This is a genomic window from Nocardia vaccinii NBRC 15922 (genome assembly GCF_001613305.1).
GTDB lineage: Bacteria > Actinomycetota > Actinomycetes > Mycobacteriales > Mycobacteriaceae > Nocardia > Nocardia vaccinii.
The window spans coordinates 1-24,078 of the sequence record NZ_BDCC01000016.1; the positions used below are offsets into that span (position 1 = coordinate 1).

The 24,078-nt window shown below is 64.8% G+C and carries 21 protein-coding genes and 1 pseudogene; 12 read left to right on the top strand and 10 right to left on the bottom strand.

What is annotated here, in order from left to right:
- Positions 1-168 precede the first annotated feature (168 nt).
- The 5 genes from NV1_RS11825 (at position 169) to NV1_RS11845 (ending at position 5,656) form a co-directional block, all read left to right on the top strand.
- Positions 169-807 carry a TetR/AcrR family transcriptional regulator gene (locus NV1_RS11825; RefSeq protein ID WP_067889775.1) on the top strand — a complete coding sequence of 213 codons (639 nt, stop codon included), beginning with the start codon at positions 169-171 and terminating at the stop codon, positions 805-807.
- Positions 808-939: 132 nt separating this feature from the next.
- Complete coding sequence (locus NV1_RS11830; protein ID WP_067889515.1) at positions 940-2,220, top strand: amidohydrolase family protein; 1,281 nt, start codon at positions 940-942, stop codon at positions 2,218-2,220.
- Complete coding sequence (locus tag NV1_RS11835) at positions 2,213-2,995, top strand: SDR family oxidoreductase (protein ID WP_067889519.1); 783 nt, start codon at positions 2,213-2,215, stop codon at positions 2,993-2,995. Before NV1_RS11830 ends, NV1_RS11835 begins: the two co-directional genes overlap by 8 nt.
- Complete coding sequence (locus NV1_RS11840; RefSeq protein ID WP_067889522.1) at positions 2,992-4,455, top strand: aldehyde dehydrogenase family protein; 1,464 nt, start codon at positions 2,992-2,994, stop codon at positions 4,453-4,455. The genes NV1_RS11835 and NV1_RS11840 overlap by 4 nt, the downstream gene beginning before the upstream one ends.
- Positions 4,456-4,483: 28 nt before the next feature.
- Positions 4,484-5,656, top strand: a complete 1,173-nt coding sequence (locus tag NV1_RS11845; protein ID WP_067889525.1) for an NDMA-dependent alcohol dehydrogenase — start codon at positions 4,484-4,486, stop codon at positions 5,654-5,656.
- Between the two features lie 81 nt (positions 5,657-5,737).
- Here NV1_RS11845 and NV1_RS11850 read toward each other — a convergent pair whose 3' ends face one another.
- Together NV1_RS11850 and NV1_RS11855 are read right to left on the bottom strand one after the other, a co-directional pair.
- A complete protein-coding gene (locus NV1_RS11850) occupies positions 5,738-6,355 on the bottom strand; it encodes a nitroreductase family protein (RefSeq protein WP_084525320.1) in 618 nt (205 codons plus the stop codon).
- A gap of 44 nt (positions 6,356-6,399) precedes the next feature.
- Positions 6,400-7,509, bottom strand: coding sequence for an NAD(P)H-dependent amine dehydrogenase family protein (locus tag NV1_RS11855; RefSeq protein ID WP_245713672.1), 1,110 nt, complete (start codon positions 7,507-7,509; stop codon positions 6,400-6,402).
- A gap of 148 nt (positions 7,510-7,657) precedes the next feature.
- Between NV1_RS11855 and NV1_RS11860 the strand changes: the two genes are divergently transcribed.
- Positions 7,658-8,590 (top strand): enoyl-CoA hydratase, encoded by a 933-nt coding sequence (locus NV1_RS11860; RefSeq protein ID WP_067889528.1) that lies wholly within the window; start codon positions 7,658-7,660, stop codon positions 8,588-8,590.
- Between the two features lie 73 nt (positions 8,591-8,663).
- On the opposite strand, the gene NV1_RS11865 is transcribed toward NV1_RS11860, so the two are convergent.
- Entirely contained in the window at positions 8,664-9,710 is a 1,047-nt protein-coding gene (locus tag NV1_RS11865; protein ID WP_067889531.1) for an acyl-CoA dehydrogenase family protein, read from the bottom strand.
- Between the two features lie 137 nt (positions 9,711-9,847).
- Here NV1_RS11865 and NV1_RS11870 point away from each other — a divergent pair, with 137 nt between their 5' ends.
- On the top strand, positions 9,848-11,002 hold the full coding sequence (locus NV1_RS11870; protein WP_067889534.1) for an acyl-CoA dehydrogenase family protein: 1,155 nt from the start codon (positions 9,848-9,850) through the stop codon (positions 11,000-11,002).
- Here NV1_RS11870 and NV1_RS11875 read toward each other — a convergent pair.
- The 7 genes from NV1_RS11875 to NV1_RS11905 all read right to left on the bottom strand — a co-directional run bounded on the left by NV1_RS11875 (position 10,968) and on the right by NV1_RS11905 (position 18,982).
- Positions 10,968-11,813, bottom strand: a complete 846-nt coding sequence (locus NV1_RS11875; RefSeq protein WP_067889537.1) for a TetR/AcrR family transcriptional regulator — start codon at positions 11,811-11,813, stop codon at positions 10,968-10,970. The genes NV1_RS11870 and NV1_RS11875 overlap by 35 nt on opposite strands.
- Before the next feature lie 125 nt (positions 11,814-11,938).
- Complete coding sequence (locus tag NV1_RS11880; RefSeq protein WP_067889540.1) at positions 11,939-12,775, bottom strand: enoyl-CoA hydratase/isomerase family protein; 837 nt, start codon at positions 12,773-12,775, stop codon at positions 11,939-11,941.
- On the bottom strand, positions 12,772-14,259 hold the full coding sequence (locus NV1_RS11885; protein WP_169813320.1) for an amidohydrolase family protein: 1,488 nt from the start codon (positions 14,257-14,259) through the stop codon (positions 12,772-12,774). Before NV1_RS11885 ends, NV1_RS11880 begins: the two co-directional genes overlap by 4 nt.
- A gap of 40 nt (positions 14,260-14,299) precedes the next feature.
- The gene (locus NV1_RS11890; RefSeq protein ID WP_067889546.1) at positions 14,300-15,385 is read right to left on the bottom strand and encodes a hydroxyacid dehydrogenase; all 1,086 of its coding nucleotides are present in this window, start codon (positions 15,383-15,385) and stop codon (positions 14,300-14,302) included.
- Positions 15,382-16,500: a TauD/TfdA family dioxygenase gene (locus NV1_RS11895; protein ID WP_067889549.1), complete on the bottom strand. Its 1,119-nt coding sequence runs from the start codon at positions 16,498-16,500 to the stop codon at positions 15,382-15,384. The genes NV1_RS11890 and NV1_RS11895 overlap by 4 nt, the downstream gene beginning before the upstream one ends.
- A complete protein-coding gene (locus tag NV1_RS11900; protein WP_373864605.1) occupies positions 16,500-17,408 on the bottom strand; it encodes an HpcH/HpaI aldolase family protein in 909 nt (302 codons plus the stop codon). The genes NV1_RS11895 and NV1_RS11900 overlap by 1 nt, the downstream gene beginning before the upstream one ends.
- Positions 17,405-18,982 carry a class I adenylate-forming enzyme family protein gene (locus NV1_RS11905; protein WP_067889552.1) on the bottom strand — a complete coding sequence of 526 codons (1,578 nt, stop codon included), beginning with the start codon at positions 18,980-18,982 and terminating at the stop codon, positions 17,405-17,407. Before NV1_RS11905 ends, NV1_RS11900 begins: the two co-directional genes overlap by 4 nt.
- A 53-nt stretch (positions 18,983-19,035) precedes the next feature.
- Here NV1_RS11905 and NV1_RS11910 point away from each other — a divergent pair, with 53 nt between their 5' ends.
- The 5 genes and pseudogenes from NV1_RS11910 to NV1_RS11930 all read left to right on the top strand — a co-directional run.
- Positions 19,036-19,902 carry an SDR family NAD(P)-dependent oxidoreductase gene (locus NV1_RS11910; RefSeq protein WP_067889555.1) on the top strand — a complete coding sequence of 289 codons (867 nt, stop codon included), beginning with the start codon at positions 19,036-19,038 and terminating at the stop codon, positions 19,900-19,902.
- Positions 19,903-20,032: 130 nt separating this feature from the next.
- Entirely contained in the window at positions 20,033-21,283 is a 1,251-nt protein-coding gene (locus NV1_RS11915; protein WP_067889558.1) for a hotdog family protein, read from the top strand.
- Positions 21,284-21,292: 9 nt separating this feature from the next.
- Entirely contained in the window at positions 21,293-22,102 is an 810-nt protein-coding gene (locus NV1_RS11920; protein ID WP_067889561.1) for an enoyl-CoA hydratase/isomerase family protein, read from the top strand.
- Positions 22,099-23,349, top strand: a complete 1,251-nt coding sequence (locus NV1_RS11925) for an acyl-CoA dehydrogenase family protein (RefSeq protein WP_174557434.1) — start codon at positions 22,099-22,101, stop codon at positions 23,347-23,349. Before NV1_RS11920 ends, NV1_RS11925 begins: the two co-directional genes overlap by 4 nt.
- Positions 23,346-24,047 (top strand): annotated as a pseudogene (locus tag NV1_RS11930) (enoyl-CoA hydratase/isomerase family protein); the annotation flags it as partial. The gene NV1_RS11925 and the pseudogene NV1_RS11930, both read left to right, overlap by 4 nt.
- Between the last annotated feature and the right edge of the window lie 31 nt (positions 24,048-24,078).

Here is a 24,078-nt window from a genome sequence, read left to right on the forward strand (position 1 = left end):
GCCTCGTCGAGCGTCAGGCCGATCGCGTCGACGCTGTCGGATTCGTTATCGGAGCCGGTCGGATAGCCATTGAGAAGTCCCACTTTGATCGAGGCCACCGAGCCGAAGGCACGTTCAGGTTCCACCATGGCATCAACATACGCTGTGATGGTTGATAAACTCGGCGGTATGACAAAACGTGGAGGCAGCGACGAGCAGCGTCGCGCTCGCGGCGAGCAGACCCGCCGTGCCCTCGTCTCCGCCGGACGCACACTGTTCGTCGAACCCGGCTACTTCGCGGTCAGCATCGCGGATATCGTCGACCACGCCGGCGTCGGCAGCCGCGGCGCCTTCTACCACCACTTCGCAGATAAGGTCGCCCTGTTCCGAGCCGTATTCGCCGAAGTGGAGCAGGATCTCGTGCTGCGCGCGATCGCCGCACCCCCGTCCGGCGATCGGTGGGATCGGCTCAGCCAGGGGCTCCACGGATGCCTGGACGCCGCTCTGGATCCCGAAGTCCAGCGAATTGTCCTGATCGATGGCCCCGTAGTTCTCGGCTGGCGCCGTCTTCGCGACATCGAGGATGCGGGAAGCATTTCGATGGTCGAAGAGGCGCTGCGGCGCGCCATCTCCGAAGGAACGATCGATGAACAGCCCGTCCGCGAGCTGGCACACATGCTGCTGGCGGCAGCGGAGGAGGCGGCGCTGATGGTCGCGCATTCCACCGACCCGGCAAGCGCCAAGCGGACCGCCGGGGCCGTGCTGGATCGGTTTCTGCGCAGTCTCGCGCCGCAGGATCTTCCCGCGCGTACGCGCGGCCACCGGTAGGTCACAAAGCGCCCTCGATCAGTGGAAATGGCCATTTACGTATTTTGACTATGCTCACTCTCCCAACCTGATAGCGTCACTTCTAGCGTGATCCATTGAGCGCGCACGCATGCGCTCGAGCTAGGAGGTACCGTGCAGGCCGACGACATGATCCTGGTGAGCGTGGACGACCATCTGGTCGAGCCGCCCACCCTGTTCGACGGGAGGCTTCCCGCCAAGTTCGCCGCCGACGCACCCCGCGTCGTGCGCCAGGACAACGGTGCCGAGGTCTGGAAGTTCAACGGCGCCATCGTGCCGAACATCGGACTCAACGCCGTGGCCGGCAGACCGCGCGAAGAGTACGGTGTCGAGCCGACCGCCTTCGATGAGATGCGGCCGGGCTGCTACGACATCCACGAACGCGTCAAAGATATGAACGCCGGCGGCGTGCTGGGCTCGATGTGCTTTCCCTCGTTCCCCGGCTTCGCCGGCCGCCTTTTCGCCACCGCCGAGGACAAGGACCTCGCACTCGCGGTGACTCGAGCCTACAACGATTGGCATATCGACGAATGGTGCGGCAGCTATCCGGGCCGGTTCATCCCGATGGCGCTACCCATCCTCTGGGATGCGGAGTTGTGCGCGAAGGAGATTCGCCGCAACGCTGAAAAGGGCTGTCACTCACTGAGTTTCACCGAGAACCCGGCGACCCTGGGATATCCGAGTTTCCACGACGAATACTGGGATCCGATGTGGCGCGCAGCGTCCGACACCGGAACCGTCGTATCTGTGCACCTCGGTTCGAGTGGCAAGATCACGATGACCGCGCAGAACGCCCCGATCGACGTCATGATCACCCTGCAGCCGATGAACGTCTGCTCGGCGGCCGCCGATCTGCTGTGGTCCAGGGTCGTGAAAGAGTTTCCGGACCTTCGGTTCGCGCTGTCGGAGGGCGGAACGGGCTGGATACCCTACTTCATCGACCGCCTCGATCGCACCTACGAGATGCACCACCTGTGGACCGGCCAGGATTTCGGCAGGAAACTGCCCAGCGACGTCTTCCGGGAGCGCTTCCTCACTTGCTTCATCTCCGACCCCATAGGCATCAAACTGCGCCACGACATCGGGATCGACAACATCGCGTGGGAGTGCGACTACCCGCATTCCGATTCGTCATGGCCCCGGGCCGCCGAGGAACTGGCCGGGGTCACCGACGGCGTCAGCGACGACGACGTGAACAAGATCACCTTCGAAAATGCCTGTCGCTGGTACTCATTCGACCCGTTCTCCCATCGAACACGGGAAAAGTGCACCGTGGGCGCCCTGCGCGCCGAAGCCGGCGACCACGACGTCGCGACCCGCAGCTACGACCACGGCAGGTTCGAACGCAAAGTCGGAGTCTCGTTGGGATCGTTCAGCAAGGCCGCCGATGTCTGACGACGCGCCTACACGTATCGCTGTCGTGGGTGCGTCCGCGGGGCTCGGCCGCTGTATCGGGGTGGGCCTGGGGCAGCGAGGAGCGCAGGTCGCGCTGTTGGCGCGACGCCATGATCGGCTCGTCGACGCCGCCGAGGAGGCCGGCAACGGTGCGGTCGCGGTCGTCTGCGATGTCACCGACAACGATTCCTGCACAAGGGCGATCAAGGAGGCCGTCGAAGCGCTCGGGGGACTCGACGCGCTCGTTTACACCACGGGTGTAGGCGTGCTCGCTCATCTGTCCGAGGTCACCGCAGACCAATGGGCGAACTTGTTCGCCACCAACGTCACCGGCGCCGCCCTGGTGACCGCGGCGGCCGTCCCGCACCTCTCGGCCTCGGGCGGGTCGGCCCTATACCTGTCCTCGCTCAGCGCTTCCTTCACGACTCCGTGGCCGATGCTGGGTTCCTACGCGGTGAGCAAGGCCGCGCTGGACAAGCTGGTCGAAGCGTGGCGCGTCGAACATCCGGACATCGGGTTCACCCGGCTGGCTGTCGGAGACAGCCTCGGCGGACGCGGCGATTCGCAGACCGAATTCAACAAATCCTGGGAACCAGGAGCTCTCACGGCAGCGATCGACTTCTGGATGGCGCACGGCTACATGCAGGGCGGTCTGGTCAACGTGGATCACCTGGTCGACGCGGTCGACGCGGTAATTCATTGCGGCAAGAGCAGTTTCATTCCAGAGCTGGTACTGGCTCCGCGCCCCTCCGGCCTCGTGAAAGAGATCAGATGACATACGAACACCGCATGTTGATCGACGGTGAACTCGTCGAATCGGAGTCCGGTCGGTACTTCGACAACGTCAACCCCGCCACCGAGGAAGTCATCGGGCGCACCACCGACGGCAACCGAGCCGATATGGAACGCGCCGTCGCCGCGGCCAGATCGGCATTCGACGACACCGACTGGTCCCGCGACCACGATGCCCGCGCGAAGGGCCTGCGGCAGCTGCAGGCCGCCCTGGAAGCCGAGCGTGAGGAATTGCGGAGCGAGCTCGTCGCCGAGGTGGGCTGTCCGGTACTGAGCACCTACGGTCCACAGCTGGACGTGCCGTTGAAAGAGGCGCTGTCGTGGCCGGCCGACATGATCAGCGAATTCCCTTGGAAGCGAGCACTTCCGGACAAGGACGCTTTCGGCCTCGGCACACCGACCGCACGCGAGGTGTGGAAGGAGCCCGTCGGTGTGGTCGGGACCGTGGTTCCCTGGAACTTCCCCCTGGAGATCACCCTGAACAAGCTCGGCCCCGTACTGGCGATGGGAAACACCTGTGTCCTCAAGCCCGCACCGGACACGCCGTGGAACGCCACCAGGATCGGTCGTTTGATCGCCGAACACACCGACATTCCCGCGGGCGTCGTCAATATCGTCACCTCCTCGGACCACCTTGTCGGAGAAGTACTTTCGACCTCTCCGGCTGTGGATATGGTGGCATTCACCGGATCCACCGCCACCGGTCGCCGCATCATGGCCGCCGCCGCGGAGACCGTCAAGCCGGCCTTTCTCGAACTCGGCGGCAAATCGGTGTACCTGGTACTCGATGCGGACAACCTGGCCGGCACGGTGGCCGGCGCGGCTTTCGTGTGCATGCACGCCGGGCAGGGTTGTGCGATGTCGACCCGTCTCGTGGTGCCCAACTCGTGCTACGACGAGGCCGTGGAGATCGTCAGGGCGGCGATGGAGAAAACCAAATACGGAGACCCGACGGACCCCTCCGTGCTCCAGGGCCCGCTGGTGTCCAAACGGCAACAGGAACGAGTGCTGGGCTACATCGAAAAGGGTAAGCAGGAAGGCGCACGCCTGGTCACCGGCGGTGGCGTGCCAAAGGATACGCCCCGGGGATACTTCGTGGAGCCGACCCTGTTCGCGAACGTCGACAACCGGATGACGATCGCTCAGGAAGAGATCTTCGGCCCCGTACTCGTCGTTATCGGCTTCGATGATGACGACGACGCCGTCCGGATAGCCAACGAGTCGATCTACGGGCTCTCCGGCAACATCTTCTGCTCGGACCTGGAACGCGCGAAGAACGTCGCCGGACGCATACGCACGGGCACGCTCGGAATCAACGGTGGGCTGTGGTACGGAGCCGATGCCCCGTTCGGGGGGTACAAACAGTCGGGCGTCGGCAGACAGTGCGGTATCGAGGGTCTCGAGATCTTCACCGAGACGAAAACTGTCGGGTGGCCGGCGTGAGACGCTCGAGTGTGTACGAGGAGAAATCATGAAATCCCTGGCAGCGGTGCTGCATGGCGTCGGAACAGACTGGGAAGTCACCGAGATCGAACTGGACCCACCCAAGACGGGCGAGGTTCTGGTGAAGATGAGCACCGCGGGCGTGTGCCACTCCGATGATCACTTCTATACCGGTGACAGCGTACCGAGCGACGACATGCTCGAAATGATGCGTGCCGCTGGTCTTCCCGTGCCGGACTTCTTCCCGATGCTCGGCGGGCACGAGGGTGCTGGTGTCATCGAGGCGGTCGGACCGGGGGTCACGTCTCTGCAGCCGGGCGACCATGTCGCCGTCTCGTTTCTGCCGGCCTGTGGAAGTTGCCGCTGGTGCGCTTCGGGTTACAGCTATCTGTGCGATATCGGCGCCGACCTGCACAGCAAGCAGATGACCACCGACGGCACCGCCCGGCGGCATCTGGCCGGCGGAGCGGATCTGATGGCGATGATGCAGGTCGGCACCTTCTCCGAGTATGTCGTGGCATCGGAACGATCACTCATCAAAGTCCACGAGTGGATTCCACTCGACGCCGCCTCACTCGTATCCTGTGGTGTCACAACAGGTTTCGGCTCCGGGTCGATCGCCGCGGGAACCGTCCCGGGCGATACTGTGGTGGTTGTCGGCGCCGGCGGGATCGGCATGAACGCGGTGCAAGGCGCGAAAGTCGCAGGGGCCAAGCATGTCGTGGTCGTCGACCCGGTCGAATTCAAGCGCGAGGTCGCACCGGATTTCGGGGCCACCCACGCCGTCGCCGATATCGGCGTTGCCCTGGAACTGGTCAAGGAGCTGACCTGGGGGGTGATGGCCGACCGGGTCATCCTCACCGCGGGAGTCGTGCACACCGATCTCGTAGGGGCGGGAATGATGTTGACACGCAAGGGCGGGACGTGCCTGCTGACCGGTATGACCCCGGTATCGGAGATGTCGGTCCCGCTGATCCTGGCCGATATGGTGAATTCCTGTAAGACCCTGAAAGGCATGCTGTACGGGGGCATGAATCCCCGCGCCAGTATGCCGCAGTTGCTGTCGATGTACGAGGCGGGAACCATCAAACTCGATGAGTTGATCACTCACCGATATCCCCTGGAGCAGATCAACGAGGCGATGAAGGACCTACGCGAGGGACGCAATATCCGCGGCGTCATCGACTTCTCGCTCTCCTGAAATACATTCCGCCGTACGGTGCCCGCAACCTCGTTGGCCGCGGGCACCGTATTCCGGTGGGCAATGGACGATGACTACCGCTCAACGATGGTTACCGCTCATCGACCACGCCCGCTCCCAGCAGTCGATGGCCACCATCTCCTCGAAAGGTTTGCGCCGCACTTCGTGATGTCGCCCCTTGGGCCAACCCGCGGTGATCAGCGCGGCGACCCGCCAGTCGGCGGGGATGCCGATGCTCGCGCGCAGCTCGTCTTCACATTGGTCCTGCCACAGGGTGATTGCGGCGCCCAGCCCCTGAGCACGAGCCGCGAGCAAGAAGTTCTGCACCGCCGGATAGAGCGAACCGCCCTGCTGGAAGTCACTGACGCCGCGCTGCGGCTGCGTGCAGCACACGACACACACCGGAGCGTCGCCACCGTGGTTCATGTGTTCCCACATCGCGCGCAGCACCCGGGACTTGGCATCGGTCGCCGTGTCAGCCGGCCGTTCGAGATCGTAGAAGGCCGACATCTTGTCCCAGGTACGACGTGCGCCCTCGGTGATGACCGCACGTACCGCAGCCGAACGGATGACAACGAACCGCCATTGCTGTTGGTTACCTCCCGAAGGCGCCCATGACGCAGCTCGCAGACAGGTCTCCAGCACCGAGTCCGCGACCGGCTCCGGCCGATACCGGCGGACCGCACTGGCTGTACTCATCACTGTCCAGACATCCGTGCTCACCGACGGAACCGCTTGCTCGCTCACCGCAGCGCCTCCGCCGGCAGCACGCCACGCCACCGCCCGCCACGGATCGGCCCGGTCACCAGCGGCAGGTCGAGGGAGGACAGCAGCCCGGGCCGCGCGGCGATGACCGCGGGAATCGCATTGAGCTCACGCATCACCGTGGCATAGGTCAGGCCACGCAAATTGCTTCCGCGACCGTGCATTTCGAGGTCGAGAGTGTAGGTCGGCACACCCTCCACGATCACCCGGTAGCCACCCAGGGGCGAAGGATGCTTCGGCCACTCCGGGGCACTGTGTTCACCCATTCTGGTGATGTGCTCGAGCACGATGGCCGAGGCACCGTCGACGATCCCTTCGACACGAAACCGCATCGCCCCCACCGTCCCCGCTTCCACCACACCCGAGGCCACCTCGTATCGGCTATCACTGACCCACGCCTTCGAGGTGGTCACCACGGAATCGAGCGTGAGTCCCAGACCATCGGCCAGCAGGTGCACGACCGGCGCCCAGAGCGCCTGCAGCCGCTTGGTGTCGTTGAGCGGAACGGGCGCGTCCGGCGGATGGGCGAATCCCATGAAGTCGAACATGATGTCCGGCTGGTTGATACCGCCGTAGTCCAATATTTCCTGCATCGTGATGCTGTCGATATGGCTACAAAAACCGGAGAGAACAAGAGGCAATATGTCATTGACCCACCCCGGGTCCACACCGCTGTTGAAGAAGCTGGACTTCCCCGCGGCACAGGCGGCCTCGAGCAGCTCGACGGTTTCGGCGTCGGCAGCCGGCGGATAGCACATCGGAACCAGCGACGTGCACACCACGTTCTTACCTGCCCGCAGACATCGCGCGATATCGTGGGCCGCCTCGGTGTACCGGTAATCACCCGACGCGAAGTAGGCGACGACGTCCGCGGGAACCGCGAGTGCCGCATCGATATCGGGAGTCGCGATGACCCCGGTCTCGGGCATTCCGCACAGCTCTCCGGCATCGCGGCCGTGCTTGTCCGCGCCGTGCACAACCACACCCGCCAGCTCCAGACCTGGGTGGCCGATGATCGCCCGCAACGCGGCAACACCGACTTGCCCTGGACCCCAGAGGATCACACGCGGCTTCCTGTCCGTGCTCATCCCGTATCAACTCCTTGACCATCGTATATGAGAATTAATCTTCTCATATATCGAGAATATATATTACCGTTTGACTGGGCCTCGTGTGATGCAGGCTGCACTGTGGCGAGCCGACCGCGCCGCGTAGGTCCGGACCAAGGAGGAGACCGTGAGCAACTACAAGTTCTTGAAGGTGGAGAGCCACGATGACGGAGCTATCGTGCGCCTGGTGCTGAACAGACCGGAGCAGCGCAACGCGCAGAACCGGGGAATGCTCGTCGAACTCGACGAAGCGTTCGCCACCGCCGAAGCCGACGACCGTGTCCGGGTCGTCATCCTCGCGGGCGAAGGAAAAATGTTCTCCTCGGGACACGACCTCGGATCCAAGGTCGCCGTCGCGGAATACAGCCCCGGACCGGATCAGCACCCCTCGGCACGCACCAACGGCGGCACCAGGGAAGGCGCCGAGAAGCGGATGCTGCAGGAATGGCACTACTTCTTCCAGAACACCATGCGCTGGCGCAACCTTCGCAAGATCACCATCGCACAGGTGCACGGCGACGTCTTCTCGGCAGGACTGATGTTGATGTGGGCCTGCGATCTGATCGTCGGTAGCGAAGAGGTGCGGTTCGCCGACGTGGTCGGTACCCGGCTGGGCATGTGCGGGATGGAGTACTTCGGCCACCCATGGGAATTCGGACCCCGGCGCACGAAGGAGCTCATGCTGACCGGCGACGCCATCGATATCGAGGAAGCCTACCGACTGGGCATGGTGAGCAAGGTGTTCCCACTGAACGAACTGCCCGACCGCACCCTGGAGCTGGCCCGGCGAATCGCCCAGGTTCCGACCATGGCGGCGCTGATGATCAAGGAATCGGTCAATCAGACGCTCGACAATATGGGCTTCTACAACTCACTACAGGCGTGCTTCTCACTGCATCAACTCAACCATTCGCACTGGGCGGAAGTCCGCGAGGACAAGGTGCCCCGCGGCGACGAGGCCCACGGGGTACCCGACTGGCGCACCGCGCCGCCTATCGTGGAATCTGTCAAAAACCAAGTGCGCGCGGATAATTCAGGCAGCGACGCACGGCCGCGGTAAGTCTGGCCTGAGGGTCACCCGTCGGCGCGGTTGCGGGGACATGATCCTGGCACCTGCGGTCGGGGCCCTCGGCTCACGCCACCACGGCGCGGTCGTAGCGCAACGCGGCGATGCGATCCAGCACGACGTCGGGCCCGCCGTAGACCATCGCCCATCCGCGCGCGCGGCGATAGTAGAGCTGAATGTCCTGCTCCATGCCGAATCCGTAGCCGCCGTGCAGATGCAAGCTGCGATGACTGGCATCACGTGCGGTCTCGTATCCGAAAAGGAATGCCATCGCCGCCAATTCGCCAGCTCGCCCCCGCTCGTCGGCGAACGCGCAGGCCGCTTCATACGCCAGGAGGCGGGCACCGTCGACCGCGGTCGCGCTGTTCGCCAGCGGATGCGAGACCGCCTGGAAACTTCCGATGGCCACGCCGAATGCGTGGCGCTGTTTCGCATATTCAACCCCGATCTCGACACTGCGCGCGGCGATTCCGACCAGCGCGGCACTGGTGAGCATCAGCCAGCGATCCAGCGCCCCGGAAAAGATGCTGCGCGCCCGGTCGCCTTCCGCGATCACGGTCACCCCCTCCCTGGCTCCGCTCTCGACCGTCACGTCGGCCAAGGGCAACGCCGCCAGATTCGTCACCGCCCGGCGACGACCCTCCAGCGGCACGACGCACAGCGCGTCACCGATCAGCGCGACCACGAGGTCTGCGATCGCACCCGCGGGAACCACAGTGAGCCTGCCATCTCGGCTCGGGCGCGGGGTGTATGTCACCAACTGACGGCCGGCCAGTACCTCGGTCAGCAGCGTCGCAGCCACGGTACTGCCGATCCGCGCGCACTGTTCCAGCAACTGCGCGCTAACCTGGGCCTCGATCAGCGGAGCCGCAGCGACACCTCGTCCGTGTTGTTCGGCGACGAGGGCCAGATCCAAGTCGGTCGCGCCCACACCTCCGAACTCTTCGGAGACAGCCATTTCCAGCACCCCGGTATCGCGCAGCGTGTACCACAGCTTCGGGTCGAAACCGTCGGCCTCGGCCGCACGCACCCGATCCGATGACGACTCCCGCATGTACAGCGCGGCGAACGCTCGCACCACCTGCTGCTGCTCGTCGGTCAGGCTCAAATCCACGGCAGAACCTCCACCTCGCTACCGATTATGTGTATTCTCAGTTGTGAGAGTAGCATTTTTCATCTCTTGCCGAGTGTGCCGCCGACCGTCGACATTGCGGAGTCACACCAGCCTCCCGACCGATAACGAGGTACCGCATGCACTTTCGATGGGACAGCGACGTCGAGGCTTTTCGCGATGAGGTGCGTGATTTCCTTCGCTCCGCGATGACGCCCGAACTGGAGGAACGCATCTACCGGACCGGCGTTTCCCATGATCCGGAATTCGCCCGTGGCCTGGCTGCGAAGGGCTGGCTGGCGCCGCCGTCTCCCGGGGCTGCCGACGGACAGTGCGGCCCGATTCAGGCTCATGTGGTCAAGGAAGAGTTGATGCGCGCCGATGCGCCGGTCTATCTCGTGGAGACCACCCGCATGGTCGCGGCGATCATCGGGAAGATCGGGTCGGCGCGACTTCGCGGCTCCGTCCTGCCCGCTGCTGCCGCGGGCGAGATCACGATCGCGCTGGGCTTCACCGAACCCGAATGCGGATCCGACGTCGCCGCAGCGACGACAAAGGCCGTCCGATCGGGCGAGGACTGGATCATCAACGGCTCCAAGATGTTCACCACCAACGGCCACATCGCCGACTACGTGTTCCTACTCACCCGCACGAACCCGGCCGTCGCCAAGCACAAGGGCCTGACCACGTTCCTGGTGCCCATGAACACCCCGGGCGTCGAAGCGCAGGGAGTGTGGACACTGTCGGGCGAGCGCACCAATATCACCTTCTACAGCGACGTACGCGTCGGTGATGAATGGCGCATCGGTGAGGTCGACGGCGGATGGCACGTCATGAACCTCTCCCTGGACGACGAACATTCCTCCGGTTGGGGCCCACATATCGCCCGCCTGCTCACCATCAGCGAACGATGGGCGAGCGAGCACGACGACACCGCGGCGCCGCGACTCCAGGATCGCGACGTTCGTCGCCGGTTGGCGCGCGCCGCAACGGAATTGGAGGTGGCGACGCTCCTGCAGCGGCGCTGCGTCTGGATGGCCGAGCAGGGCAGTGCCCCGCTCGCGGAAGGGTCGATGTCGAAATTGTTCAGCACCGAGGCCCTCGAACGCGCCACCGAGGACATCTTCGAGATGATCGGACCCGATGCCGCGCGAAGCTATTTCGACCCGACCGCCTTGGCGGGCGGCCGATTCGAGCATTTGATGAGATTTTCGCTGGGCACCACCATCTACGCGGGAACCAGCGAAGTGCAGCGCAACATCATTGCTCAGCGCGGGCTCGGGCTGCCCCGCTAGTCTTCTTGGCCCGCCGGGCCGGGGCCGCACCGGACCGAGTCTTGCCCGCCCCCTTCGCCTCGCCGCGACTTCTCTTCGATGCCGCAGGGGCTGCCTCTGGCTCGGCTTGTGCCGCCGCCGGTTCGGTGTCGGTCGGCGGGCTCACCGCCTGCCGGCACCATGCCCACATCTGATCTTCGGTCAGTTTCACGTTCTGGGTGTCCAGGCGAAGCATCCCGATCTGCGCAAGGGCGGTCAATGTCGAACTCAACAGAGCGCTCACCTGGGCCGGTGTGAGGTCTGTTCGCACCAGTCCCGAAGCCGCGCAATCGGTGAGGGTCTTGGTCAGCAGCTTCTGCAACGGATCCCAGACCTTGGCGAAGTGATCGGGATGTTCGACCTCGAGGCTGAGGTGATAGATGGTGACGGCTCGTCCGCCGGCTGCCTCCGACGATTCGGCCCGCGACAGGAATCCCCGGCAAAACGCCTCGAGCTTCTCCAGGGGTCCGTCGGCTTGTCCCACCTCGTGACGAATATCCTCGGTGAACTGAGTCGTCACGTTTTCATAGAGGGCGAGCAGCAGTTCTTCTTTCCCCGCGAAATGTTGGTAGAACGCGCGGAGGCTAAGATTGGACCGATCAATCAGAGTCTGAACGGTGAAATCGGCCCGGCCCGACTCTTCGACGATCTCCAGTGCGGCAGCCAAGAACCTCGAACTGCGCGCCAGCGCACGCGCACGCGCCGTGCTCAACCGCCGGTCGATAGTGCGCTGTTGCCAAGGCTGGACAACCTCGGCGTCGCTGCCACCAGCCGACTCGCTGGATCCCTTCATTGTGCGGTGCTCCTCGGGTCATATGACGCAGGACTCAGCCACGGCACTCCATCACCTGCGGAGCACCTATTTACATAATTGTATACAGCGATTCTCTACTCTCCGCGCAGCCCCCGCCCAGCCAGCTACGACACCGTCCATTCCGGTGCGCGCTTCGCCAGGAACGCCTTCGGTCCCTCGATCGCATCCTTGGTCAAGGCCACCTTCATACGGTAGTTCTCCGCCAGCAGTTCGGCTTCGTAGATCGGTAGCGTCAGCCCCTTGCGAACCCCCATCCGCGAGCCCCGAACCGCGAGCGGGGCATTCAGATTCACCGTCTCCGCGATCTCCCATGCCCGCTCGTACAGCTTATCGTGCGGTACCACCTCGGTGATCAGCCCCAGCTCGAACGCGCGACCGACGTCCATGCGCTCATGCTTGCCCATCAACACCATGCGCATGACCACGGGCAGGGGCAGAACCCTGGCCAGCCGAACAGCTTCTCTGCCCGACGAGACACCGATGCTGACGTGTGGGTCCATGAACGCCGCGCGATCCGAAGCGATCGTGATGTCCGCGGTGGTCACCAGGTCCAAACCCGCACCGCAGACGAGTCCGTTGACCGCACAGACGATCGGCTTGGTCATCTGCAGCCACGGTGGGGTCGCCTCCTGCGGAGCGTCCCACTGCCGCAACGAACTCAGCACCGTGTCACCCTGGGTGTCGATACCGGCGGCATTGTCGATGTCATGGCCCGCTGCTTTGTTGACGTCGGCCCCGGCGCACAGGGCCCGCCCCGCGCCGGTGACGATGACGGTCCAGATATCCGGCGACTGTTCGGCCTCGGCGTAGGCGACAGCAAGTTCGGCGATCATCTCATCGTTGATCGCGTTGAGCACCTCGGGGCGGTTGAGGGTGATACACGCGGTGTGTCCGCGGACCTCGTATTCGATGGTCTCGAAACCGGTAGTCTCGTCGCTCATGGCAGCGCTCGTGCCTGCGCGGACTCGAACGCCGCATCAGCGGCCCGCTCCACCACGGTGCCCTTGAAGAAGTCCGGGTTCATCTTCTTGTACAGCTGCACGGCATTCGCGAAGGTGAAATCGCGGAAGTCACGCTCGGTGATCAGTCCATCATCGACGAGTTCCCACGCCTCCTCGACCGTTTCGGAGCAGTCGGTGACATCGAAATGCGCGATGTCGGACCCGAACAACGGCTTCAACTTCAGGTTGAGCCGGTTGTCGAACGCCAGAGCAGTCAGCGGATCGTCGGCCTCACAGCCGAAATACGACGTATCCGAGAACAGCCGCCGGATATCTTCCTCACCGCCGATCTGCACTGCGGCAAAGTCATCGGAGTTCAGGTCGCGTCGAGTCAGTTCCTGCTGGGAGGTGTCACTTTCGAGCGTGTCGAGGTTCTGCGCCAGGATATCGGCCAGCTTCCCCGCATAACGTGGATTGGTCCGCGTGTACTTCTCGTACAGCGCACTGAAGGCTTCGGTATCGAAATTGGTGGGCTTGAGATTCTTGTGCATATAGGTCTTGTTACGCTTCTCCCAATGCCCGATCAGGCCGGACAGCAGGTTCACCGCCCAGGCGACACCGCCCTCCAGGAAGGCGAAGTTCAGGTCCGGATGACGCTGCGTGACACCGCCGAGGAAAAGGCTGCGCGCGAAGACGTGGTGGCTCTGGGCGAAATGGCCGAGATGGTTGCCGACGAAGTTCGTCACCAGTGAACGGTCCGGCCAGCCCATCGATCCACTGTGGGTGGTAACCGGTATGCCCAGCTCGACGAATTTGCGCCAGACCGGTTCGTAGTCATAGGGACTGTCGAGTCCGAGCGCATCCACATACACCCGTCGCTTGGCCGGATCGGGCTGCCATTGCGCATCCTCTTCGACCGGGCGCACGACGGTGCCACCGGTGACGAGCATCCGCAGCCCGAGCCCGTGGGCGTGCTCGAGTTGTTCGATCGCGTCGGTCGGGTTGGCCAGCGACAGCACCCCCGCGGGAATCATCCGGTCCCGGTAGTCGGCGAACGCCTCGACCGCCATCAGGTTGTATGCCCGCACAACCACATTCGCCAGATCGGGATCGGACAGATCGCGGCCCAAGGTGAGTCCCACGGTGGGGAAGACCAGCGCGAGGTCGATGCCGTACTCGTCGAGCCGATCGTAGAAATAGCCGGGCAGGATCGCCGCGGAACGGTCTGCGGTGTTGGTCGGTGTGCCCCAGAAAGCCGGTCGGCGCCAGCGCTTCTCGAGACGTTCGGCAGGGCTCAGTTCATACCAGCCGTGGAACCGGTGCCCATATTTCGTCTTGAACCTGTCGACCATTGCCGGGCCGGCGACCTCGTCGATGTACTCGAAGAACACCGGGTACAGCTCCAGCCAGTGTCCATCGGCGTCGATGACCGGGTGGTCGAGGTCTGCCCGAATCTGGGCGCTGGAGCGGTGGTTACCGGTCACGTGCTTCTCCTTTGTCATGAGGACAGGGGGAATGAAGGATTCAATCCGCGATGGTGGACAGGTGATCCCACGTCATGGGATGAAAACCGAAGGTCTCGGCAAAGCGCTCGCGGTACCGTGGCCACACCTCGGGATTCAGCAGCCGCGGCGGCACGCCGCCCTCGAAGATCGTTTTCCACTGCCGAGCCGTGGCAACCGCGATGGCGCGGACCGCCTCTACGGTGATGCCCGCCGTATGAGGGGTTGCGACGACGTTGTCGAGGCGCAGCAGCGGGTTGTCGGCCCGAGGCGGTTCCTCGTGGAAGACGTCGAGGCCTGCCCCCGCGATGCGGCCATCGGCCAGCGCGTCGTAGAGTGCCCGCTCATCATGAACCTGACCGCGCGCGGTGGTGATGAAGAAGGCGGACGATTTCATCGCCGCGAACTCCGAAGGCCCTATCAGGCCACGTGTTTCGTCGGTCAGCGGACAGGTGACCTGAACGAAATCGGCACGCTCCAGCAATTCGGCGAGAGATACCGGTGCGCCGCCGTGCGTTCGTACCGACTCTGCATCGACATACGGGTCGAAAACCAGCACCTCCATGCCGAAGGGAACGCACAACTCGATCAGGCGGCGGCCGATCGCGCCCATCCCGATCACGCCGACTGTCTTGCCGCTCAGCTGACTACCTCGCAGAGCGGTTCGGTCGCCGAGATCGCCGCGCCGCAGAACGCGATCGGCCAGAGTGATCTTCTTGGCCAGATCCAACATGAACCCGAGGGCATGCTCAGCGACCGCCTCAGCGCCGGGCCCCGAGTTGTTGCACACCACGATGCCCGCGCGTGTACACGCCTCGACATCGATCACGTCGTATCCCGCCCCCGCGGAGCAGATCGCCAGCAATTGCCCGCACCGGGCGACCAGCTCGGCGTTGGCCAGAAATTGCCGGCCATCGGCAGCCCGGGAGAGATCGGTTCGCGTGGCCGCCTGGTAACCCTGCGCGGACTCCATTGCCGCCCAATTGCTTTCGGCGCCAACCGTGAGATCGAGTGGAATCAGCTCGATCTCATTGGCGTCGAGGATCTCGGCGGCCACGGGGTGAGTCCAGCGCTCGACCACCAGACGCGGCCGCGCGGATCGGCTCATTTTCCGCCCGCTTTCGGTTTGGCCTGCGCGGCCCGGAACATCTCGGCCAGCTCGGGGCTGACATTGGCGTAATCGTTCCGAGCGATGGAGCCGTCGCGCCCCGCGACGGGGTCGTACCCCAGCCGCAGATCTTTGTTCTCCATATGGAAGTATTCGCGTCCGAGCGGCAGCCGCCGGTCCGTCCGCGGTACCTCCATCCACGCCCTGAGGAAGCAGCGGGCCTTCTTCGGATCATTACTACTGACGAAGTCGGACCTGGAGTGACACATCGCGAAATTATTCGCGACCACCGCCTCACCGGATTCGAGGCGGAACTCGACCTGCTGTTCCACCAGCACCTGCCGGAGCAGATCGATCGCTTCCTGCTGCTCGGCAGTGAACTCACGCCCGAGCGTCTTCATCGCGGGCAAAATCGAACTGTAGGTGAAATTCAGGCAGATTCGTCCGTCGACCTGCGAAAATACCGGGACATCGTAGGGAGTGACATCGGGCTGATCATCGGGCTGCTCGCTGCGTCGGTGGTGCGGGAACCCCTGATAGAGCACATCGAGGAGATCCGGCCGCCGGGCGAGAATGGTGTTATGGGCGGCGGGGCCGCTCGCGAACTGACTTTCGCCACCCTGAAACGCCGGGTACACGCACAGCAGCGCGAGAATGTCGGCCGCGTCGTTGTGCATGGCCAACTCCGCTCGTGACTTCGTTCCACGCGCGGGTTGGACGCCATCGGGAAGCACCTCCTCCTGCACCCGGACCAACCGGTGGCCGAAGGAGTTGTTCGAAACCGGGTAACCGAGGTGATAGCAGAACGCCCAGTAGATTCGCTCGAGATCCTCGATCGAGTGCTCCTCTACCGGAAATCCGCGCACGACCGCCAGACCGCGGCCGAACATGATCTCGTGGTAGAGCCTGGCGAGGTCATCGTCGAGGTCCGGATGGCGGCAATCCTCGGCGACGATGTCGTCGCGTTCCTTGCCACGGGTCTTGCTCAGGATCGATTCCAGCGCCACTATATTGCGCGGCGACAGCTGGAAGACGAAGTCCTCCTTGTCCGTCACGTCGGCGCCGGTCCAGGCCATGGTGTCGTCGACCGGGTGAGCGTAGATGGCGGTGGGCATTAGTTCTCCTTCGACGTGTCCTCGTGGGTAGGTTCCTCGGGCGCCCTCCGGTGCGACAGGCCGCGCAGGTCCTTGGCCCTCGCCGTGGCCGCCTCGGTGAGCATGCCGATATCGGTTCCGGCCGAGATGAATCGGAGCCCCATATCGGTCAGCCATCGCAGGTGGTCCAGCGATTTGATCCCGGCGATGCCGAATGCGACGCCGTGGGCCTGGCAGGCGTCGGCGACCGTTCGCACAGCAGCGCGAAAAGCATCGTTCTCGAACTGCCCATAGATGCCCATGGCCGCGGTCAGGTCGTGCGGACCGACCACGATCATGTCCAGGCCCTGCACACCGGCGATCACGTCCGCCGCGGCGACCGCCGCGGGCGTCTCGACCATCACCACGACGGCAGTGCGTTCTTCGATCACCGTGATCAATTCGGCGGGGGTTCTCGGCTGATATCCGCTGACCGGGTTCGGACCGGCCACCGAGCGCTGACCTACCGGCGGAAATCGAGAGGCCAGCACCACCGCGCGCGCTTCCTCGGCCGAATCTACATGGGGCACAATCACTCCGGCTGCGCCGGCGTCGAGTATCCGGGTGATGAGACTGGGCTCCTGCGAGGGCACCCGGACCAGCGCGAAGATCCCCGCGCCGACAGCCGCGGCGCACAGCATGGCGGCCGTCTCGAGCGCGACGGTGGTGTGTTCGAGATCGACATAGACCGCGTCGTACCCGCATGCCGCCGCGATAGCCGGAACGTCGGGCGTCCGCGAGTGTGTGAGCGCGAGGCACAGTATCTGACCGTCGGACCGAAGTGCCGCTCGCAAAGAATCCTGCACATGCCCACTGTAACCGAATGAGAACGCATATTTCCATAAATGCTCAATGCGCGTTCTTGCAGCTGGTGCGTTGCCATCGCTCACGGCTCCGCTGATAGCCGCTCGGCGAGATCGCGCGGCCTGCCTGCGGCCCCTGCGTCGAGCTTGGCTCGCTCGACCTTGCCGTTGGCGTTCATCGGCAAAGGCTCGTTCCACAAGACCAGTTCCTCGGGCAGCTTGTACTTGGGCAGGCCCGCCGCGAGCAGCATGCCGGCCACCATGCCGAGGGAGAGCGTTACTCCCGGCTCGATGACGACCGCGGCCGCCAGCCGCTCGCCGGTCACCGGGTCCGGAACCGAGTAGGCCGCGCAGTCCAGCACACCGGTGATGCGTCTGATCGCCTCGTCCACCTCGCCGATCGGAATCTTGAGCCCGTTGCGGATGACGATGTCGCGCAGCCGTCCGACGACCCGCACCCGACCGCCGGTGTGGTCGATGACATCGCCGGTCCGGAACCATTCACCGTCGAATGCAGCCCGGTCGTCCTCCTCATCGGTGTAGCCGAGAAAGACGTGCGGGCCGCGGATACAGCACTCGGTCGGATCGGCGTACGAGCCGACGCGGACATCGACGTGGGCCAATCCCGCACCATCATCGGCGTGCCGCAGGCTCCGAGGTTCGCCGCGTGTGCCCGCCACGCTCACCGGCGCCTCCGACGAGCCGTACGCTCGCATCACCACGATGCCGAACTCGTCCTCGATCCGTGCCACGATGTCGTGATCGAGCATCGTTCCGCCGAGGAATACCGCACGCAAAGGCACCGGGCGTCCGGCAGCCACAGCCTCGTCGAGCAATCGGTTCAGCAGGCGATCGGGCCCGCCGTACCAGGTCGCGCCCGAGGACAGCAAGAATTCGCAGGTGCTCGACGGATCCCAGCGATCCTCGAGAATCACCGGTATTCGCAGCATCGGCGCGACGAACAACGCTTGAAGTACTCCGGTGACCGATGCCAGCGGGCTGATCAGGAAGATCCGGTCCCGGCTGTCCAGACCCGCCGCGCGAATGTAATTGGCCGAGGCCTTCATCAGCGTGCTGAGCGAATGGATCACCCCTTTCGGACGCGACGTGGTGCCCGAGGTGTACAGCACAAAGGATGGTTCGTCGGCCGGGCACGAGGGACGCGTCGGGGTCGGACAGGGTTGCGGGTCCGTCTGTTCCCCGACATCTATCCACTCGAAATCGGGGACGGCTGAAGGTCCGGCGGATTCCGCGCGCCGCGGCGCGATGCCGACCGATGCCCCCGATCGTGCGACGATGTCGGCGATATGGGCCCATCCCGCGCTGCGCGGTACCACGAGAACGATCGCGCCCGAACGTGAAACGGCGTGCACAGCCACCACCGAGGCGATGTCGTTGCCGACGACCACCAGCACCACGGCACCGGCACCTACCCCGTGTCCGTACAGGACCAGGCACGCCCGGTCCACCGCGGAATCGAGGTCTCGGTAGCTCACCGGGCCGGATCGATCAACCACAGCGACCGCGTCCGGGCAAATCCGTCCCGCGTCCCGCACCACATCGACCGGATCGCCCGACCACAGACCCAGCGAGCGGTACCGCGGGCGAAGTTGTTGCGCTCGACGCTCGGCTCGCCGCAGCATCTGACTGTCACCCGGCATGAATCCTCCACGAAAATGGACGTTCTCTAGTATGTAAATGTACCCTCTCACTCATGGAAACGCTGACTTTCGACGGGCAGGTCGCCATCGTCACCGGCGCCGGAAATGGGTTGGGCCGGTGCCACGCACTGGAACTGGCACGCCGCGGCGCACGGGTGGTCGTCAACGATCTCGGCAGCGCGGTCGACGGCACGGGGTCCTCGGGATCGGCGGCAGACGCCGTCGTCGAGGAGATCACAGCGGCCGGCGGCACCGCGGTCGCCTGTACCGATTCGGTTGCCACGCCGACCGGTGGCGCCGCGATCGCCGCCACCGCAATGGACGCCTTCGGTCAGGTCGACATCCTGGTCAACAACGCGGGCATCCTGCGCGACGCCACCTTCAAGAACATGACCGCCGAACAGGTCGACGCGGTGATCGCGGTGCACTTGGCGGGCGCCTTCCACGTCACCGGCGCCGTATGGCCGATCATGCGCCGGCAGAACTACGGCAGAATCGTCCAAACCACCTCGGGCACTGGCCTTTTCGGGAATTTCGGCCAGGCCAACTACGGCGCCGCGAAGATGGGCCTGGTCGGCATGATGCATGTCCTGGCCATCGAAGGCGCCCGCAACGGAATCGCCGTCAACGCGATCGCGCCCATCGCGCGCACCCGCATGACCGAGACCATCATGGGCGAGGCGGGCAAGGACCTCGACCCCGAACTGGTCACACCGGCCGTCATCTACTTGGCGCACAGCGTGTGCGATCGCACGGCACACATTTATTCGGTCGGAGGCGGCCGGGTATCCCGAGTGTTCATCGGCGTGACCGAGGGAGTCGAGGACCGTCAACTGACCCCGGAATCGGTGGCCGGGCAGATCGACCTCATCGACGACAGCTCCACCTTCGTCATCCGAGGCGGACCCCGGAACACCTGAGCAGCAGCACGACGGCGACACCGTAATGAAAATATGCATTTACGTTTTTGGAGTATAGTAATTTCCGCACGGCCGAAGCTTCGGCGAACCATACGGTTCCCGCTGTTCGGTCATGACAAGGAGACCCTGCATGGCGGAAACGGGCCTGATCACTGACGCGGCGCTCGCGCGATTGCGGGCGACCATCGGCATCGCGGTTCCCCATACCCGGCCGCCGCACTACGCGCGCCCCGGTGAGGACGCATTCCGGCACGTCGCCGAGAGTTACGGCGACGACAACCCGCTGTGGTGGGATTCGGACTACTGCTCTCACACCCGATGGCAGAGTCCGATCGCACCGCCCGCGCTCGTCGGTGGGGACACCCTGGTCGGCGACGACGAGGTGACCGAGCTGACCCCGGACGAGCGTGCGCTGACCAAAGGCGACCCGTTGCGCGGGGTGCATGCGTTCTATGCCTCTTCGGCGCGGGAGTGGTGGGCGCCGCTACGGCCGAACCGGCGGGTGTCGCGGCGCAACGCGCTGGTCGCCGCGCTCGACAAGTCCAGCGACTTCGCCGGCCGTGCTGTCCACGAGTGGTCCGCACAACTGTTCGCGGACGAGGACGGCACGATCCTGGGCGCACAGTACCGCAACATGATTCGCACCGAACGCAGCAAGGCGCGCGCCCGGAAGAAGTACGACACCGTGGAGCCCACCAGCTGGACCGACGACGAGATCGCCGAGATCGGTGAGCGATACGCGCGCGAGCAGCGCCGCGGCGCACAACAGCGGTGGTGGGAGGAGGTGGCCGAGGGCGACACGCTGGTCCCGCTGACCAAAGGCCCGCTGACGATCACCGATATCGTCTGCTGGCACGTCGGCATGGGCACCGGCATGTACGGCGTGCGCCCACTGCGCTTGGCCTGGGAGAACAGGCAGCGCATTCCGCGCTTCTACAGCCGCAACGACCAGGGCGTACCGGATGTCCAGCAGCGCGTGCACTGGGAACCGGACGCTGCCCGAAAGACCGGTAATCCCACTACATTCGACTACGGGCGCATGCGAGAAACCTGGTTGATCCATCTGTGCACCGACTGGATGGGCGACGACGCCTGGCTCTGGAAGCTGGATTGCGAGTTCCGATTGTTCAACTACGTCGGCGACCTGCACACCATCACCGGAACCGTGACCCGCAAATATTTGGCCGAAGGCCGCCGTCCGGCGGTCGATATCGATCTGGCTGCCACCAACAGCCGGGGCGAGGTCACCGCGCCGGGACATGCCACCATCCTGCTCCCCAGCCGGGCGTACGGCCCCGTGCGACTGCCCGAACCACCGGGGGGCGCCACCAACCTGACCGAATTGCTCGACGCCGTCACAGCGGAATTCGCCCGGAGATAGGTCGCGACCATGCCGACAAATTCTTGCGTCCCAGGCCTTCGTAGCGATCACGACGGCGCGGTGTTGAGGCTGACGCTCGATCGAGCCGATCGCCGCAACGCCATCGACGACGTCATGCTCGACGCCCTGATCGGCCACCTGAGCGACGCGGGCACCGACGAATCGGTGCGGGTGATCTGCATCGACGCGCAGGGCCCGGATTTCTGCGCGGGCGCGGATCTGATCGCCAGGAATGCCCGCGGTGAGCGCAAGCCGCGCGTGGGCACTATCCAGCGCAGGTTGCCGAACAAGGCGAACCGGCTCGTGCCGCTGATGACGCAGACCCAGGTTCCCATCGTCGCGGTCGTCCGCGGCTGGGCGGCCGGCCTCGGATTCCATATCGCATTGGCGGCCGACTTCTGCGTGGCCGCCGAGGACGCCCGATTCTGGGAGCCGTTCATGGCGCGCGGTTTCACCCCGGACAGCGGAGCCGCGTGGCTGCTGCCCCGGCTCATCGGATTGGCGAAGACCCGCCGGCTACTCATGCTCGGCGAGGAGATCAGCGGCGCCACCGCCGCCGAGTGGGGCATCATCCACGCCGCCGCACCCACCGATCGGTTGACCGCCACGGCCGAGGAACTGGTCACCTCGCTCGCACAGGCGCCGACCGTCGCCGTGGGATTGACGAAGTGGCTGCTGCACACCGGCAATGGACTGGATCTGGAACGTCATCTGCAGAACGAGGCTCTAGCGCTGGAATTGTCCAGCCGCAGCGAGGACTTCCGGGAAGGTCTGACGGCGTTCAACGACAAGCGGGAAGCGCGGTTCGAGGGCCGATGAACCACCACATCGGCATCACGCCGGATACCAGCGTCGACGATGCGGTCGCCGCGGTGAACTCATGGGTCGAGGCGGCAGTGCCCGAACAGTGGCGAATCGCCGCACGCGAGGGTGCGTCGGCGCTGCGCGCGGTCCGCAGCGCGCAGGAGTATCAACGCTGGTATCCGGCTTTCGCGCACTCCGGTCTCGTCGAGCCGGCCTGGGCGCCGGAATACGGCGGGCTGGGTGTGGGGCCCGACGTCGCGCGCGCCATTGCCGCGGTGCTGGCGCCACTGCGGCTCAACCGGCTCAATCCGATCGGGCTGAACAACGCTGCGGCAGCACTTTTCGCGCACGGCACCGAGGAGCAGCGCCGGCGATTTCTCCCCCCGATCGTGCGCAACGAGGAGAAATGGTGCCAACTGTTCAGTGAGCCCGGCGCAGGTTCGGATCTGGCCTCGCTGGCCACCCGCGCGGTGCGCGACGGTGACGACTGGATCGTAAGTGGCCAGAAGGTCTGGACCACATGGGCGAATGTGGCCGAATTCGCGATACTGCTGGCCCGCACCGACCCCGGCGCGGCCAAGCACCGGGGCATCACCTATTTCATCCTGGACATGCGTCAATCCGGTGTGACGGTGCGACCGCTGCGGCAGATCACCGGCGAATCGGAATTCAACGAGGTATTCCTCGATCACGCCAGGGTGCCCGATTCCCACCGTGTCGGCGACCTCGAGGACGGCTGGAATGTCAGTAGGTCGACCCTGGCCAGTGAACGGCAGATGGTCGCCGGGACGGCGCCGAGTGGACTGGTCCGCGTCGAAGGCAACAGCACCGCCCGGTTGATCGAGGTAGCCAAGCGCAACGGCCGGTGGCACGACCCGGGGGTACGCCAGAAGGTGATGCGGCTGTGGGTCGAACAGCAGATCCGCGGCTGGACGAATGCCCGTGTCCAGCAAGACATGTCGTCCGGCCGGCCACCCGGCCCGGCGGCCTCGATCGGCAAGATCCACCAGGCGGCGCTCAATCAGCAGATCCACGACCTGATGGTCGATCTCACCGGCACCCGCGCACTGGCCTGGGACCCCGCCGAGGATCCCGATGCGATGCCGCGCGAGGTCTACGGCATGCTGCGCAGCCTCGCCAACGGAACCGAGGGCGGCACCACCGATATCAACAAGAACATCCTCGGTGAGCGGGTCCTGCGCCTGCCCCGTGAGCCCGACCCCTGGAAGGGCAAGCCGTGGAAGGACATACCGCGATCATGACCCGCTATCGCCGATTGGTGATCGAAAAAGGTGACGGCATCGGCTGGCTGATTCTCGACCGGCCGGGCGCGGGAAACGCATTCGACGCCGCGATGCTCGACGAGCTGGAAACCGCGTGGGCCGAACTCGACACCGATCCCGAGGTCACGGTGATCGTGAACACCGCCAACGGCAATGCCTTCTGCACCGGTATGGACGTCGTCCAGGTCGCCCGAGATAAAGACGCGATGCGGCGGCACTCGCGACGCACCCGCGACGCCGAATTGCGGATCTCCGCATGGCATTGCGGGGTGAGCAAACCGGTCGTCGCCGCCGTGAACGGCGTGTGCGCGGGCGGTGGTCTGCACCTGGTCGCCGACGCCGATATCGTCATCGCCGCCGAATCGGCCACCTTCGTCGACCCGCACGTCTCGGTCGGCCAGGCCGTGGCATACGAGGCGATCACCCTGATCCGCAAGTCCCCGATGGAGGCCATCACCCGAATGGCATTGTGCGGCAAGGGGGAACGAATTCCGGCTCAGCGTGCGTACCAGCTCGGGATCCTGAGCGAGGTCGTCGCGCCCGACGCGCTGCGGGAATCGGCGCGACGCCTCGCCACGGCGATCGCCGCCAACAGCCCGAGCGCGCTGCGCGAAACCAAAAAAGCTCTCTGGTACAGCCTGGAAGTCGGTGTGTCCCGAGCACGGCGCGAGGCCTCGAGTCCTCCGACCGGTCACACTCCACATGGAG

Coding starts and splice junctions, on each gene's coding strand:
- NV1_RS11910 (WP_067889555.1), top strand. CDS start 19,036: ATGGAAACGCTGACTTTCGACGGGCAGGTCGCCATCGTCACCGGCGCC.
- NV1_RS11880 (WP_067889540.1), bottom strand. CDS start 12,775: ATGAGCGACGAGACTACCGGTTTCGAGACCATCGAATACGAGGTCCGC.
- NV1_RS11915 (WP_067889558.1), top strand. CDS start 20,033: ATGGCGGAAACGGGCCTGATCACTGACGCGGCGCTCGCGCGATTGCGG.
- NV1_RS11870 (WP_067889534.1), top strand. CDS start 9,848: ATGCACTTTCGATGGGACAGCGACGTCGAGGCTTTTCGCGATGAGGTG.
- NV1_RS11875 (WP_067889537.1), bottom strand. CDS start 11,813: ATGAAGGGATCCAGCGAGTCGGCTGGTGGCAGCGACGCCGAGGTTGTC.
- NV1_RS11925 (WP_174557434.1), top strand. CDS start 22,099: ATGAACCACCACATCGGCATCACGCCGGATACCAGCGTCGACGATGCG.
- NV1_RS11845 (WP_067889525.1), top strand. CDS start 4,484: ATGAAATCCCTGGCAGCGGTGCTGCATGGCGTCGGAACAGACTGGGAA.
- NV1_RS11835 (WP_067889519.1), top strand. CDS start 2,213: ATGTCTGACGACGCGCCTACACGTATCGCTGTCGTGGGTGCGTCCGCG.
- NV1_RS11825 (WP_067889775.1), top strand. CDS start 169: ATGACAAAACGTGGAGGCAGCGACGAGCAGCGTCGCGCTCGCGGCGAG.
- NV1_RS11905 (WP_067889552.1), bottom strand. CDS start 18,982: ATGCCGGGTGACAGTCAGATGCTGCGGCGAGCCGAGCGTCGAGCGCAA.
- NV1_RS11855 (WP_245713672.1), bottom strand. CDS start 7,509: ATGAGCACGGACAGGAAGCCGCGTGTGATCCTCTGGGGTCCAGGGCAA.
- NV1_RS11920 (WP_067889561.1), top strand. CDS start 21,293: ATGCCGACAAATTCTTGCGTCCCAGGCCTTCGTAGCGATCACGACGGC.
- NV1_RS11890 (WP_067889546.1), bottom strand. CDS start 15,385: ATGAGCCGATCCGCGCGGCCGCGTCTGGTGGTCGAGCGCTGGACTCAC.
- NV1_RS11840 (WP_067889522.1), top strand. CDS start 2,992: ATGACATACGAACACCGCATGTTGATCGACGGTGAACTCGTCGAATCG.
- NV1_RS11850 (WP_084525320.1), bottom strand. CDS start 6,355: ATGAGTACAGCCAGTGCGGTCCGCCGGTATCGGCCGGAGCCGGTCGCG.
- NV1_RS11895 (WP_067889549.1), bottom strand. CDS start 16,500: ATGCCCACCGCCATCTACGCTCACCCGGTCGACGACACCATGGCCTGG.